This window comes from Flavobacterium cryophilum (assembly GCF_048286555.1).
Lineage (GTDB): Bacteria > Bacteroidota > Bacteroidia > Flavobacteriales > Flavobacteriaceae > Flavobacterium.
The window spans coordinates 82,411-97,520 of record NZ_JBLVPZ010000010.1; the positions used below are offsets into that span (position 1 = coordinate 82,411).

Annotated in this window: 13 protein-coding genes; 3 read left to right on the forward strand and 10 right to left on the reverse strand. The window is 35.1% G+C overall.

Going from position 1 to position 15,110, the window contains the following annotated elements; translation table 11 throughout:
* Positions 1-17 precede the first annotated feature (17 nt).
* From ACNQGJ_RS13945 to ACNQGJ_RS13960, 4 genes are all read right to left on the reverse strand, one after another.
* Positions 18-854, reverse strand: a complete 837-nt coding sequence (locus ACNQGJ_RS13945; RefSeq protein ID WP_417973986.1) for a methyltransferase — start codon at positions 852-854, stop codon at positions 18-20.
* Between the two features lie 48 nt (positions 855-902).
* The gene (locus tag ACNQGJ_RS13950) at positions 903-2,318 is read right to left on the reverse strand and encodes an MBL fold metallo-hydrolase (protein ID WP_417973984.1); all 1,416 of its coding nucleotides are present in this window, start codon (positions 2,316-2,318) and stop codon (positions 903-905) included.
* A gap of 79 nt (positions 2,319-2,397) precedes the next feature.
* Positions 2,398-3,186 carry a sulfite exporter TauE/SafE family protein gene (locus ACNQGJ_RS13955; protein WP_417973982.1) on the reverse strand — a complete coding sequence of 263 codons (789 nt, stop codon included), beginning with the start codon at positions 3,184-3,186 and terminating at the stop codon, positions 2,398-2,400.
* A gap of 67 nt (positions 3,187-3,253) precedes the next feature.
* Entirely contained in the window at positions 3,254-3,880 is a 627-nt protein-coding gene (locus ACNQGJ_RS13960; protein WP_417973980.1) for a Crp/Fnr family transcriptional regulator, read from the reverse strand.
* Positions 3,881-4,164: 284 nt separating this feature from the next.
* On the opposite strand from ACNQGJ_RS13960, the gene ACNQGJ_RS13965 reads away from it, so the two are divergent.
* On the forward strand, positions 4,165-4,476 hold the full coding sequence (locus tag ACNQGJ_RS13965; protein WP_417973978.1) for a rhodanese-like domain-containing protein: 312 nt from the start codon (positions 4,165-4,167) through the stop codon (positions 4,474-4,476).
* Positions 4,477-4,542: 66 nt separating this feature from the next.
* Positions 4,543-6,123, forward strand: a complete 1,581-nt coding sequence (locus tag ACNQGJ_RS13970; RefSeq protein WP_417973976.1) for an NADP-dependent glyceraldehyde-3-phosphate dehydrogenase — start codon at positions 4,543-4,545, stop codon at positions 6,121-6,123.
* Between the two features lie 636 nt (positions 6,124-6,759).
* Here ACNQGJ_RS13970 and katG read toward each other — a convergent pair.
* The gene (gene katG, locus ACNQGJ_RS13975) at positions 6,760-9,012 is read right to left on the reverse strand and encodes a catalase/peroxidase HPI (RefSeq protein ID WP_417973974.1); all 2,253 of its coding nucleotides are present in this window, start codon (positions 9,010-9,012) and stop codon (positions 6,760-6,762) included.
* A gap of 367 nt (positions 9,013-9,379) precedes the next feature.
* Here katG and ACNQGJ_RS13980 point away from each other — a divergent pair, with 367 nt between their 5' ends.
* Positions 9,380-9,826 (forward strand): tellurite resistance TerB family protein, encoded by a 447-nt coding sequence (locus tag ACNQGJ_RS13980; protein ID WP_417973972.1) that lies wholly within the window; start codon positions 9,380-9,382, stop codon positions 9,824-9,826.
* A gap of 545 nt (positions 9,827-10,371) precedes the next feature.
* Here the strand turns inward: ACNQGJ_RS13980 and ACNQGJ_RS13985 are convergent.
* The 5 genes from ACNQGJ_RS13985 to ACNQGJ_RS14005 all read right to left on the reverse strand — a co-directional run bounded on the left by ACNQGJ_RS13985 (position 10,372) and on the right by ACNQGJ_RS14005 (position 15,062).
* Positions 10,372-10,941: a TlpA family protein disulfide reductase gene (locus ACNQGJ_RS13985; protein ID WP_417973970.1), complete on the reverse strand. Its 570-nt coding sequence runs from the start codon at positions 10,939-10,941 to the stop codon at positions 10,372-10,374.
* Positions 10,942-11,079: 138 nt separating this feature from the next.
* Positions 11,080-11,409 (reverse strand): DUF202 domain-containing protein, encoded by a 330-nt coding sequence (locus ACNQGJ_RS13990; protein WP_417973969.1) that lies wholly within the window; start codon positions 11,407-11,409, stop codon positions 11,080-11,082.
* 92 nt (positions 11,410-11,501) lie between these two features.
* On the reverse strand, positions 11,502-12,353 hold the full coding sequence (locus tag ACNQGJ_RS13995) for an EamA family transporter (RefSeq protein ID WP_417973967.1): 852 nt from the start codon (positions 12,351-12,353) through the stop codon (positions 11,502-11,504).
* Positions 12,354-12,610: 257 nt separating this feature from the next.
* Positions 12,611-13,672: an NAD(P)-dependent alcohol dehydrogenase gene (locus ACNQGJ_RS14000; RefSeq protein ID WP_417973965.1), complete on the reverse strand. Its 1,062-nt coding sequence runs from the start codon at positions 13,670-13,672 to the stop codon at positions 12,611-12,613.
* A gap of 490 nt (positions 13,673-14,162) precedes the next feature.
* The gene (locus tag ACNQGJ_RS14005) at positions 14,163-15,062 is read right to left on the reverse strand and encodes a helix-turn-helix domain-containing protein (RefSeq protein WP_417973963.1); all 900 of its coding nucleotides are present in this window, start codon (positions 15,060-15,062) and stop codon (positions 14,163-14,165) included.
* Between the last annotated feature and the right edge of the window lie 48 nt (positions 15,063-15,110).

A 15,110-nucleotide genomic window follows, 5' to 3' on the forward strand; every position in this document is an offset into this window, starting at 1 on the left:
AAAAAAGGAATTAGGTTTTACGGGTTTATTTTTTTAATTTTATACTTGGCATCGTAAGAAATCACCTGTTGCAATGCTTTGATTGCAATTTCATTTGTACTGACAATTAATACTTCAGCAAAATTACTACTCATGCTTACATTTATAATTCCGTCAATTGCAATTAATTTTTCTGAGGCGGTTTCCATACAATTGTTGCACGTAATGCCTTCAAATTCATATAAATTCACCACAACCTGATTATTCTTCTTCAGCTCGATAAACAACTCTGAGTTTGCTCTTGGTGCAATTGAATTTTTAGACACATCCATTTTTAAAAAGTCAAACGCGCCTTGGAAAAGTAGTTTGTAGTCATCTTTGCTGCCGCCAAAAGGAGGGCCGGATTCATACGTTCTATTGAACAGTAATCCTGCTAGAATTCCTTCTTCTGCTAGAAGTTGGTGCATTTTCCACACGTATTTTTGGCGCATTGTAGGAGGCAAAGCACAGAAAAACGTTTGCTCAATAATCAAATCATATTTCCCTTGATGTTGAAAGAAATCGCCCACTATAATTTGAATGTTAGAATTGTTTCTAAACTTTTCTTTTAAAACGGCAATTAGTGTTGGAGCAATATCAATTACAGTACTATTTGTAAAATTCTGCTCCAGCAGATATTCAGCTTCATAGCTATTCCCACAACCAGGAATTAAAATACTACAGTTTTTATCAGCAATCGTATCTACATACGTTTGTATGGGCGGCGCTACTTTGCCTAAATCCCATGCGGTAGTTTTGGCTTCGTATTGCAATTCCCAATAGGATGCATCTAGCGGTTTATCGCAGGAAACTACACAACATTTTATATCTTCCATAATTTGATTTTTTTGAAATTGCCATTGCCATTGTCATCGAAATTGCTTTTATTTCAAAACTTTACTTTGGCAAACGAAATCTGTTTTTGGAACATCCGTTTTTGCAACAGCATTAAAACCGCCTTCAATTTCAGTAAAATTTCTAAAACCACGAGCTTCCAGTATCGAAGCGGCAATCATGCTGCGATAACCGCCTGCGCAGTGGAGGTAGAAATGTTCTTTGGGATTGATATCTTTTATCCAATCATTTATTGCGGCTAATGGCCTGCTGTAGGCTTCGCTAACATGTTCTGAGCAATATTCACTTTCTTTACGAATATCAATTACTTTGCTTTCACCAATTTTCACTGCTGCAGCAAATTGTTCGGCTGTAATTCTATTGACAGTATCAATTTGTTTCCCTGCTTTTGCCCAAGCATCATAGCCGCCATCAAGATGACCAATCAAGTTGTCAAATCCCACACGGCTCAAACGTGTAACGGTTTCTTCCTCATGTCCCCGTTCACAAACAATTAAAATAGGTTGTCTTACATCGGCAATTAATGCACCTACCCAAGGCGCAAAATCACCATTAATCCCTATGTTTACCGATTGGGGAATAAATCCTTTGGCAAATTCTTCGTTTTTTCGGGTATCCAAAATTAGGGCTCCGGTTTCTTCGGCAGCCAGTTCAAATTCTTCTATCGATAATGCGTGCATTCCTAAGTGCAATACGTTTTCAAAACTGTTATAACCTTTTTTGTTCATCGCCACATTCATTCCAAAATAGGCTGGAGGAGGCAATAAACCTTCGGTAACTTCTTTTATGAACTCGGCTTCTGTCATATCGCCGCGTAACGCATAATTAGTAGCTTTTTGATCGCCAATAGTTGATATTGTTTCCTTACTCATATTTTTTCCACAGGCACTTCCGGAACCGTGAGCTGGATAGACAATAACGTCATCTGCCAACGTCATCACTTTATCTCTTAAAGAATGAAATAAAATACCGGCTAATTGTTCTTGTGTCATGTGTGCCGCTTTTTGGGCTAAATCTGGTCTTCCTACATCTCCAATAAACAAGGTGTCTCCGGAGAAAATGGCATGGTCTTTACTGTTTTCGTCAATCAATAAAAAAGTGGAGCTTTCCATGGTATGTCCCGGTGTGTGCAATACTTTTATTTTGATGTTTCCAATGGTGAATTCCTGTCCGTCTTTGGCAGAAATACATTCAAATTCACAAGTTGCATTTGGACCATACACAATTGGAGCAGCAGTTTGACGGCTTAAATCGACGTGACCAGAAACAAAATCAGCATGAAAATGGGTTTCAAAAATGTATTTCAATTTTACGCCATCTCTATCCAATCTGTCCAGATAAGGTTGGGTTTCCCGTAACGGATCTATAATTGCCGCTTCGCCATTCGAGGTTATATAGTAAGCACCTTGGGCTAAACATCCGGTATATATTTGTTCTATTTGCATGATTGCATTTTTTAGTTTTACAGTACAAATGTACTTCTGTTTTTTAGGACAAACAGTGACAATTGTTACATTCCATTTTTTAATTTAAGAAAAATTCTTTGATAACAATAAAAATTCCCATTATCAATACAAACCATCCAAAGATTGGTTTAAGTTTAGCAGCATCTATTTTTTTTGAAAGCTTGATACCAATGATCATTCCTATAAAGGCCATACTTGAAATCATCAGTAAAAACGAATAATCGATAGGTGTACCAATATATAAATCGCCTCCAAAACCGATGCTGGAGTTTATAAAGATAATCAATAATGAAGTGCCAACGGCTTGCTTCATTGGTAAATTAGCAAAAAATAATAATGCTGGGATGATTAAAAAACCACCTCCAGCACCTAAGAATCCAGTGACAATTCCAACCAAAAATCCAATAATTCCCAGTTGTATGTAATTTGTTTTTGCTGTATTTGGTACTGTTTTAGTTTTGCGTATCATAGCGATAGCGGCTGTTATCATAAGCACTGAAAAAACAATCATTATCAAAAAACTTTTTGATACTTGGTAGGAAGCAATGGAGAAAATTGTTGCCGCAATTTTGGGAAAAATAACTTCTCTAATTATCAGGATAGAAAAAACGGATGGTATTGCAAAATACAATGCCGATTTAATTTTAAGATTTCCCAATTTATAGTGACTGATACATCCAAATAAAGAAGTAATTCCCACTATAAATAGAGAATAACTGGTGGCATTTTCAGGGTTTATTTTAAAGAGATAAACTAGAATTGGGATCGTAAGGATAGAACCTCCGCCGCCAATTAATCCTAATGAAAGTCCAATAATTATTGAAGCAAAATAGCCTAAATATTCCATTTTAATTTTTTTTAAAGCAACAGTTCGGAGAATATGGTGTACCAGAAATGGACTTCATTGCGTTGATTTATTTTAAAAGTTCAATGTTATTGCGATGTAAGGAAACGATACCGCGTTGTTCCATTTTTTTCAACAAACGTGAAATTACTTCTCTTGAAGTACTCAATTCAGATGCGATTTCCTGATGAGACAGTTTCAATTCTTTACAGCCACATGCATCGGCATGGCGCTTTAAATAAAACAGTAAGCGCTCATCCATTGCCTTGAAAGCAATACTGTCTATAACTAGCAATACTTCTTCAAATCGACTGCCGTAAGAATTAATTACAAATTCATACCAACTGCGGTGCTGCATCATCCATTTATCCATTATAAGAAGTGGAACCAGTATCAATTCAGCGTCCTCAACCACTTTAGCCATTATTTGGCTTTTTTCGTTTTTGGTGGCACAAATCATAGAAATAGCACAAGCTTGTCCGGGTTGTAAATAATACATAAAAAATTCACCTCCATTTTCATCTTCGCGGTAAATTTTAATTTTCCCACTAATTACTAAAACGGTATTTTTGATGTATTGTCCTGTTCGTATAATTACATCACCAGTCTGGTAGGAATGAATAGTTGCATTAGATTCAATTTCTTTCACTAATTCATTAGAAAATGAAGGAAAAAAATTCTTTATAGGATTGTGCATTTGCAGACTTTTTTCGGGCGTTAGTAGTGTAAAAGTAATCTAAAAAGCGCAAAAAAAGGGAGTAATTTTCAGTGTTATAATAAATGACAAGTAGTTGATTCAGCGCTTATTTTTTCCTCATTCCTATGGATTTAATAGACTGTTTTCGTAAAAAGATATGTCAATTTTATAGTTTGTTGATCGTTAATGTTTTGCGAAAACGTTTTCTTATGAATATTATCCAATTAACAGATCGGGCGTTTATTGTTAGCTAAAATATTTGTATTTTTACAAAAAAAAGCACCATGAATTTAACACAAGAAGATTGGGTTTCTCAATTTGAAACTGACGACAACGCCGTAATTTTAGACGTGCGAACCGAAGCCGAATTTAATGAAGGAATTATAGCCAATGCCATTAATATTGATATTCATTTGGGACAAGGTTTTATAACTGAAATTGAAGCATTGGACAAAACAAAAAACTATTACGTGTATTGCCGTTCCGGAATGCGAAGTGCAAAAGCCTGTGAAATAATGAAGGAGCAGGGTTTTGAAAACGCGTATAACTTAGTAGGAGGCATTACAGAATGGGATGGAGAGGTAGTTGCTCCATAGAACGTACAGAGTCTAGTATCGTTTTGGCTATTTAAAATTTAAATTAAAAACATAAAATAAATGAGTATGAATGTAATACCAGAAGAATTTCAAATTAATACTTTATTAAATCAAGATACGTATTTAATTAATGGAGAATTAAAAAAATGGACCGGTCAGACAACTCCTGTTTTTTCAACAATTTCATCTACCGAAGAATACGGCCCAACAATTTTGGGTTCAATCCCATTTATGGGAGAGGCTGAAGCGATGGAAGCTGTTAATGCGGCTAGTGTAGCTTATAATAACGGTCAAGGATTATGGCCTACTATGAAAGTGGCAGATCGCATAAAATGCATGGAAAATTTTGTTACTCAAATGAAAACGACCCGCAGGGAAGTTGTCAAATTATTGATGTGGGAAATTGGAAAATCATTGGGTGATTCTGAAAAAGAATTTGACAGAACCGTAGAATATATTTATGATACCATTGACAGCTTAAAAGAATTAAACAGTCGTAGTGCTCATTTTTCTAAAGTGCAAGGAATAAATGCGATGGTTCGCAGAGGACCGCTCGGTGTTGTTTTATGTCTCGGACCTTATAATTATCCGCTGAATGAGACTTTTTCGTTACTGATTCCTGCCTTAATTATGGGGAACCCGGTTATTTTTAAACCAGCAAAACATGGCGTTTTATTGATTTCACATTTATTAGAAGCTTTCAGAAGTAGTTTTCCAAAAGGAGCCATTAATATAGTGTATGGTCGCGGACGTGAAGTGGCTTCGCCAATAATGAAATCTGGAAAAGTTGATATTTTGGCTTTGATAGGAAATAGTAAATCAGCGATTGCATTACAAGACCAACATCCTAATAAAAACAGATTGCGTTTAATATTAGGTTTAGAGGCAAAAAATCCTGCGATAATCCTACCGGATGCTGATTTAGATTTGGCAATCCAAGAATGTATCGCTGGCACTTTATCATTTAATGGACAGCGTTGTACGGCTTTAAAAATACTGTATGTGCATGAATCTGTTGCAGATGAATTTAACAAACGTTTTGCTGCCAAAGTTGATGCGCTTGTTTTTGGAAATCCGTGGGATACATCTGTGTTTCTGACGCCTTTACCAGAAAAAGACAAACCGGCATATATTCAGGAATTGATTGATGATGCGACCAGTAAAGGTGCTACAATACTCAATGAAAAAGGGGGTCAGCATTCGTCTAATTATATATTTCCGGCGGTTTTATTTCCTGTAAATAAAGAAATGCGTGTGTATCACGAAGAGCAATTTGGCCCGGTTGTACCTATTATTTCTTTCAAAGACATTCAAGAACCTTTGAACGATATGGCCGAATCAAATTACGGGCAACAAGTGAGTTTGTTTGGAAAAGACATTAAAACGATTGCGCCGCTTATTGATGCTTTGGTAAATTTAGTGTGTAGAGTAAACTTGAATAGTTCTTGCCAAAGAGGACCGGATGTTTTCCCTTTTACAGGACGAAAAGATTCAGCTGTAGGAACACTGAGTATTCACGATGCCTTGCGTTCGTTCTCGATTAGGACCTTCGTTGCGTCTAAAGACAATGATTATAACAATGCTATTTTGCATGAATTATTGAGCAGTAAAGAATCTAATTTTATTAATACGGATTATATTTTGTAATCTTTTTTGATTAAAAAACTTAAGCCGTCCCGTTTTTACGTCCAGTATGGTGGGAAGATTTTATTTTATTAAAAAAACTGTAATCGAATATTATTATCATGGTTTTACGGGAAACCGTAATGTAGTAAAAATGAATACTTTTAGATTTGTAGCGATAGATTAATTTTTGGTTAATTATCTATAGATTAACAAAAGCTGTATAATGGCACGAAGCTATTCAAATTGGATGGATGAGTGCCAGTTTACGGCTGAAACAAAGATGTTGTGCGGTTTTTTTTTTACGCGAAATGAAACCAAAAAAAATTAAAAAAAATAAAAAAAGAAGTAACAGAAAAACTTTAAACTTTAACCGATGAATACGTTGCGTGTAATATTTGTTTAAAAATAGTTTTGAAAACTTAAATAAGGATCTAAAATTGAAAAGGCAAGATAAGCGTGACACACTGAATTATGCGGAATAGGGACCGAGCGAAAATGATTTAGTTTGGTGTGCAATACGAGCTATACAACTCATGTTGAATTAAACGTATTAAAGGTGCATCAGAGTATTATAAGTCAAAATCAACCGTAAATTATAAACAAAAAAAGATGATCCGTTGCCAGACCACCTTTTTAAACAAATTAAAAATACTAAAATTAAACCAGATCGAAACGGTCAAGATTCATCACCTTGGTCCACGCTGCAACAAAGTCTTTTACAAATTTTTCTTGCGCATCGACACAGCCATAAACTTCAGCAATAGCTCTCAGTTCAGAGTTTGATCCAAAAATAAGATCCACACGAGTACCAATCCATTTAATTGTACCAGTTTTACGATCAGTACCTACAAACGCATCATCAGATTCGGAAACCGCTTTCCAAGTTGTACCTAAATCAAGTAAGTTTACAAAGAAATCATTCGTTAAAGCCTCTGGACGTTTTGTAAAAATTCCAGTTTGAGAGTGATCAACATTCGTATTCAACACACGCATACCACCAACTAGAGCTGTCATTTCTGGCACTGTCAAGGTCAATAATTGCGCTTTGTCAATAAGCATTTCCTCAGCTGAAACCGTATATTTTGTCTTAACGTAATTACGGAAACCATCTGCTTGAGGCTCAAGAACTGCAAATGATTCGACATCAGTTTGTTCTTGTAAAGCATCTGTTCTTCCCGAAGTAAACGGAACTTTAACATCATGATTAGCATTTTTTGCTGCTTTTTCAATTCCTGCATTACCACCTAAAACTATTAAATCAGCAATTGAAACTTGCTTACCACCAGTATTAGCACTGTTAAACTCTTTTTGAATTTCTTCCAATGTCTCGATTACTTGTTCTAATTGAGAAGGATTATTTACTTTCCAATCTTTTTGAGGTTCTAAACGAATACGAGCCCCGTTTGCACCACCACGTTTATCAGAACCACGAAAAGTCGATGCTGAAGCCCATGCAGTTGATACCAGTTGAGAAACTGATAATCCTGAAGCCAATATTGTTGCTTTTAGAAAATCAATATCTTGATCGTCTATTAATTCATGATTAAGAGCTGGAATAGGATCTTGCCAAATCAGATCTTCAGCAGGAATTTCAGGTCCTAAATAACGGTTTTTTGGACCCAAATCACGGTGGGTAAGCTTAAACCAAGCTCGAGCAAACGCATCATTGAATTCTGCTGGATTCGCTAAAAAACGTCTTGATATTTTTTCATAAGCAGGGTCAAATCGCAAAGATAAATCGGTAGTCAACATAAAAGGTTGGTGACTTATTGATGGATTGTGAGCATCTGGCACTAAACCAGCTCCGGCTCCATCTTTTGGTTTCCACTGGTGCGCACCTGCTGGACTTTTAGTTAATTCCCATTCATAGCCAAATAAATTTTCGAAATAATTATTACTCCATTTCGATGGTGTGGTAGTCCATGCTCCTTCTAAACCACTTGTAATTGTATCTCCACCATTACCAGTACCGTAGCTGTTTTTCCAACCTTTACTTTGTTCTTCAATACTTGCTCCTGCAGGTTCTGCACTAACATATTTCTCTGGATTTGCAGCGCCATGAGTTTTACCTAAAGTGTGTCCACCGGCACTTAATGCAACAGTCTCTTCGTCATTCATTGCCATTCGGGCAAACGTTTCACGAATATCATGTGCTGCCAATACTGGATCTGGGTTTCCGTTAGGTCCTTCTGGATTCACATAAATTAATCCCATTTGAACAGCAGCAAGAGGTTGTTCTAGTTCGCGTTCCGTATTGTAACGACCGTCGCCTAACCACTCATTTTCAGAACCCCAATATATATCTTCGTTTGGTTCCCATACATCTTCGCGGCCACCAGCGAAACCAAAAGTTTCAAAACCAGCCGATTCTAAGGCACAATTACCAGTTAATATTAATAAATCGGCCCAAGAAATTTTTCTGCCATATTTTTGTTTTATTGGCCACAGTAATAGACGTGCCTTATCTAAGTTAGCATTGTCTGGCCAGCTGTTTAGAGGGGCAAAACGTTGTGTTCCAGCTCCAGAACCGCCGCGTCCGTCTGCGATACGATATGTACCGGCACTGTGCCAAGCCATTCTGATGAATAGTCCGCCGTAGGAACCATAATCGGCTGGCCACCAGTCTTGTGAAGTTGTCATTAAATCCTTGATGTCCTGTTTTAACGCAGCAAAATCTAACAATTTAAATTCTTCTGCATAATTGAAAGTTTCTCCCATTGGGTTCGACGCTGCAGAGTGTTGACGCAAAATATTCAATTTCAATTGATTTGGCCACCAGTCACGGTTTGCCGGAGCAGAACCAGCGCCTTGCTTTGCCGGAGTTCCAGTACTGGCACCATGGTTAAATGGGCATTTGCTTTCGCTGTTCACATTATAAGACGATGTGGTTGGATTTAAATTATTTTCCATAGTTTAAATGATTTTTATTTACTTGAAGGCGAATTTACTACAAAGCGTCCTTAGCTAATTTTGTTTTCAATAGATAAAAACTATGGCTATTTATGGTATTAGCGATGCATATATGTGATGAAAACGTTTAATCAATTGGTTATGAGTAGTTAAGGCGGTAGTTTTGTCAAATTTAGTTTATGAAATCGTAACAATTTTACGGATGACTTTTATTGTTTTTCTAAAATAGTTATAAAACGTTGAATTATTTTAAAACAATAGAGGTCTTGTTTTCGAAAGTTTCTGAAAACTAAAAAATAAATCATAATTTAGTTCTAAATTCTAGTAATCCATTACCCTGTTATCAGTAACTTTAAGCAAAAAAAATATGAGTTTATTTGAAGCTAAAAATAGTAGTGACCAAAATCCCATAAGTTCTGAAATCGAAGCTTGGTTTGGAATTTTGTATTCTTGTGTTTCTGCGGATAATCAAATTGCAGATTCGGAAACGGCATCATTATCGAGAATATTGCATTCTAAACAAAAATTTATTGGAATTGATATTGCGCCTCTTTATATAAAATCATTTGATTTAAGAACAGAACTAGGACAATTAAAATACATTTCTGCTTGTTGTGAACTGATTAACGAAGAAGATAAAGAGACGGTCTTTGCTCTGGCTTTGGAGGTATTGCTTGCTGATGGGGCCTTGGAAAAAGAAGAAAAAAACGTGATTGAAATTTTATCAAATCGGTTAAAAATCACTGCTGGAATGACTAGTAAAATTATAGAAGTCATTTTCTTAAAAAATAAAGGGAATATCAAAGGGATATAAACTGTTACTTGCTACATAACCTTTAAAATTTATGATACATTAAAAAGAGGAGTTTCATCGCGGAATGTTCTTTTTATTTGGAGAACTTCTCCATCTTAAAAATATTACGTAATTTAGAGTAGTCGTAGTAGGGCCAATTAATTACCGTATTTTTTAAAACGTAAGACTATCAAAAAGAAACTTAAAATAGCAAGAGAAATCCTTCATGAAAGACTGCATCGAGAGCCTTTAATCACACATCCTCGATTGAAGTTTATTCCTAATATTGTGGTCAACCTGATTAGCTGTGCCATTACGCTTGCTGTGGTTGGAACCCTGTTGTATTTACTTTTAAATTATTTAATAATGAATTTTTATCATTTGGAATAAGAAAGAGTTTTTTTTTAAATAAAATGGACTGTAAAATGGATAGTCCCCCTTTTGTTTAGTGGGCCTGCTAGCTATAATTCCGGATTTGTTACTTTAAAACTGCAACGATTATATTCAGAAAGGAGTTGTTATTTTCCTTTTGTCACACAACAAAAAAAGTAAAAATAACATAGATTTTATTTTTTAATATAATGATCTAACTTCTCTCTAAACGAATCACTGTTCCATTTTGCAGTTCCAATTTTAGCTACAATTATATTACCGTTTTTGTCAACAAGATACGTGGCGGGAATTGTAGACGATTCCATTTCTACAGGAGGATTTGTAATGGATTGATAGATAGGAAGAGTTAAGTTTTCTTTGAATAAAAATGCATTTGCTTTTTCAAATGAATCCGTTGTCACAAATAGAAACACAATTTTATCCTGATAGTCCGTATATAATTTTTGCATACTTGGCATTTCGGCAATACATGGCGGACACCAGGTGGCCCAGAAATTAATAAATATCATTTTCCCTTTGTATTTCTCCAGATTCACACTCTTTCCGGTTGCATCAACTAATTGCCATTGGTAACTGTAAAGCATTTTTTGATCTGTTACAGCAATTGTTTTGGGTGAAAAAGTCGTTAGGCGGTTTAATTGAATTTTTACAAAAGTGCCCAAAGGACTAAACAATAGCAGTACGATAAATAATATAAAAGCAATATTTTGTAACGTAGATTTTTTTGGTACTTTCCAGTTCATTTTTTAAATTTTTAGAGCAATACTTTCTTAAAAGATATGATTTTAGGGGTTTATTATTTTATAAATTGTCTTTCGGCATGGGGACTTTGATTTATGGTCGTAATTTCTTTAAAGAAATAAAAAAGATAGACACTGGAATCACTTATAGTATTCTAATTGATAATCACCAATATGCTTTTTGTTTTCGGAAATAGATTTTTTGTGCTTAAAAAAGTTTAAAGTTCCAAGTAAAATTATCACAAATGATGTAACAAAAAGGCCTATTTCAATCAGGACACTATTTTCAACTTTTAATAAGTTTTGCAAACTTAATCCTGCAATTAAAAAATACATTGCCGTTCTCAGGAAAGCAAGAAATGTAGATTGATTCGCAAGCACTGTTCTTTGTATGGCTAATCGTTCTCTTAAAATTAAGTCTTTGTTCATTACTTTTGTGTCTTTGATGTTAGTTTTTTGAATTAATTTCAAAAGAAAGTTATTTTCTTAAATTTTATTACAAAGATATAGCATGAATTAAAAGAAGAGCGTGACAAATGTTACATTTGCCGTTTTTATTATAATTAATGTTTTATTTTGGATGTAATTGTGGATCCGGCAGAAGCTGTTACAACAAAAATCACTGCTATAATTTCATTATAAGTAAGGTATTCTTGTAAAAATATAAAAGCACAAAGTGATGCAGCGGCAGGTTCTAAACTCATTAAAATACTGAAGGTGCGTGCAGGAAGTTGACCAAGTGCTTTCATTTCCAATGTGAAAGGAATTGCACTGGATAATAGCGCGAGAGCAACTCCTAAGCCTAAAAGTTGCGGAGTAAGGTTGCTTAACCCATTTCCTAGAATTCCAAAAGGGACAATTAACATCGCAGCAAAGAACATTCCCACAGTAACTGCGTCTCCACCTTTCATTATTTTTGAAATTTTGCCCCCTAATACGATATAAGCCGCCCAAAGAGTACCAGCCAGCAGCGCAAAAAGTACACCTAAAATATCTATTCCATTATTTGACCATGGGGCAATTAATACAATTCCGGCCCCAGCAAGAAGTACCCAGAAAAAATCTATAACGCGCTTTGAACCCAAAACCGCTACTAATAACGGACCAATGAATTCAAGCGTGACAGCAAGTCCAATTGGGATTCTCTCTATTGAAAGATAAAAAATCAAGTTCATAGCACCTAACGATAAACCATAAGGAATTACCAATTTCCATTGGGCATCAGTTATTTTTTTTAGGTTTGGCCTGTAGACGGCAAATAATATCAATGCCGAAATGCCGATTCTCAATGAAGCAGTTCCTGCGGCGCCAATAACAGGAAAAAGACCTTTCGCGATAGCTGCCCCAGATTGCACGCTTATTATCGCTAAAAGTACGGCGGGTATGGGAGGAATGTTGATCGGTTTAAGTTTCATGAGGGTTTGAAGATAGCGCGGGTAAAACTACAAAATTTATGATTTAAAGTAAGTGGTGATGCTATTTATCATAGGATAATAAAATACACAAGGATGTTTTTTCTGAATTTGGTTGATTGAGGGACATAAAGTATTTAGCTTCCAATGTAAGGAATCACCGTTAAATAGTTTTTTATTATTCGTTTTTTTTAAAATAAAAGAGGACGATATTACTATCGTCCTCTTTATAAATTTACTGCTAAAAAGTATTTTAAGTTTTAGCTTTTAAGTGATGCCATATCAATTACAAAACGATACCGAACATCGCTTTTAAGCATTCTTTCGTAGGCTTCATTAATATCCTGAATTTTAATGATTTCAATTTCGGATACAATATTATGCTCACCACAGAAATCAAGCATCTCCTGAGTTTCTGCAATTCCGCCAATTAAAGAACCAGCTACGGATTTTCTTCCCATAATCATTGGAACAGTATTTAAAATTGGTTCCAAACCACCTAAATAGCCTACTAAAACCAAAGTCCCATTAGTATTTAAAGTTCCTACATATGGATTTACATCATGAACATAAGGAACGGTATCAATGATTACATCGAATTTTCCACTTACAGCTGTCATTTGATTTTCGTCAGTTGATATAACAACCGCGTCTGCGCCTAGTTCCAAAGCATCTTTTTCCTTATTTGGTGTTCTTGAAAACAGGGTTACTTCGGCACCTAAACCTTTAGCTAATTTTATCGCCATATGTCCCAATCCGCCTAATCCTACAACAGCAACTTTACTCCCTTTTCCAACTTTCCAGTGGCGAAGTGGGGACCAAGTAGTTATTCCAGCACATAATAAAGGCGCTGTAGCAGCTAAGTCAAGATTAGCGGGTACTTTCAAAACGTAAGCTTCATCTACCACAATTTTTTCAGAATAACCTCCAAAAGTCATTCCGCCTAAATGCTTGTCTTCACCATTATAGGTACCAACCCAACCGTTAGAGCAGTATTGTTCTAAATCTTGCTTGCAATTATCACAGGTCTTGCACGAATCTACCAAACAACCTACGGCAGCAAAATCTCCTACTTTTAGTTTTGTAACTTCATTTCCTACTTTGATCACTTTTCCCACAATTTCATGTCCGGGAACTGCAGGATAAATGGTGTTTCCCCAATCATTTTTTGCCGTGTGTAAATCAGAGTGACAAACACCACAATACATAATTTCGATTTCAATATCTTTTTCAGTAGTGTCTCTGCGTGGGATATCCATTTGTTTTAAAGGTGCATCGGCTGCTACTGTACCGTAAGCTTTTACATTTGTTGTTGCGCTCATTTTTGAAGTGTTTAATTAAAAATTATATTTATAGATTTATGTTTTCTCGGATTATTTATAATTAAATAAATTTAGTGAATAGTTTGATTATTAGCGTACTAAAAAAAATATTTTTGCGTAAAAATCAAAAATTACTAAATTTGACAGGATTTATTTGAACGTATTTTAAAGAAAGTAATGAAGTGTGTTACTTCATTAAAACTTAAATAAAAACCAGTGTGTCTCGTACACAGGTATCGGTCTTTTCAATATTTCTAAAAAAAAAGTTAACATCCTTTGCTTGCGAAGTGTTGAACTTTTGCTTGTTAATTATTACAGCAGGGAGTATTTTCATTTCGTATTCTTGGCTGAATAAATGCGCTATGAATTGCAACCTTGTTCCTTTTTTATGCATTTCCTAATCTTAAATTTTTAAGTAGGTAATTAGAATACAAAGGTAGCGAGGGTCTGGAGGATAGAATAACGAAAAAGAAACGATAAATTACGAAAATCAAACATTCCGAAACTTCAGAGGACTTAGTTGAACGTGTTTTTTGAAAAAATTATTAAAGTGGGTGACTTCAGTAAAACTTAAAGCGTAAGCAATTTCCGAGATTGACCATGCTGTTTGTCTCAACAATATTTTTGATTCTTGTAGGACACGTTCGGCTATAATTTGAGAAGTGGTTTTGTCGGTAGATTCTTTTATTGCTCTGTTCAGGTGATTCACATGCACGTTTAACTTTTCGGCATAATCAGAAGCGGATCGAAAGCGTAATATTTGATGCGTATCATCAATAGGAAATTGACGTTCTAACAATTCTAAAAACAAGGTCGAAATGCGTTGGGCAGCATTAATTGGATGTTTGGTCAAATTATCTGTGGGAGCCATCTTCAAAGCAAAGTGTACAATTTCAAAAACTATAGTTCTAAGTACATCGTATTTGTGGATATAGTCAGAATTAATTTCCGCGAACATGCGATCATAAATTGTACCTAAAAGTTTTAATTGCTCATCAGTAATTTCAAAAACGTGGTTGCCATCCGGTTGAAAAAGGGAATATTGATTCAGGTTTCCGTACTGATGGAAGAAAGCTTGGTCAAAAATACAAAAATACCCGTGATTAATTTTGTCAGTATGTTCCCAACTATAGGGTATTTGAGGATTTGAAAACACCAATGCTTGCTTTTGTATTTGAACAGCTTTATCTGCATATTGAATAGTGCTTTCGCCTACTAACAAAGTTATTTTGAAATAGTCTCTTTTTTTATAGGGAACCGGTTTAGTGATATTTCCAATAAAAGGTTCTAATTTAAATACATTAAAATGCCCAATTTCTTTGCGCAGGTTGTCTGGCATGAAATCATAATTTCTATGGTAAAACGCTTCAATTGTTTCGACTTTGTTCATTTTATTAAATTACGAATTTCAAATACAACGGCACTGAATATTAAGTAA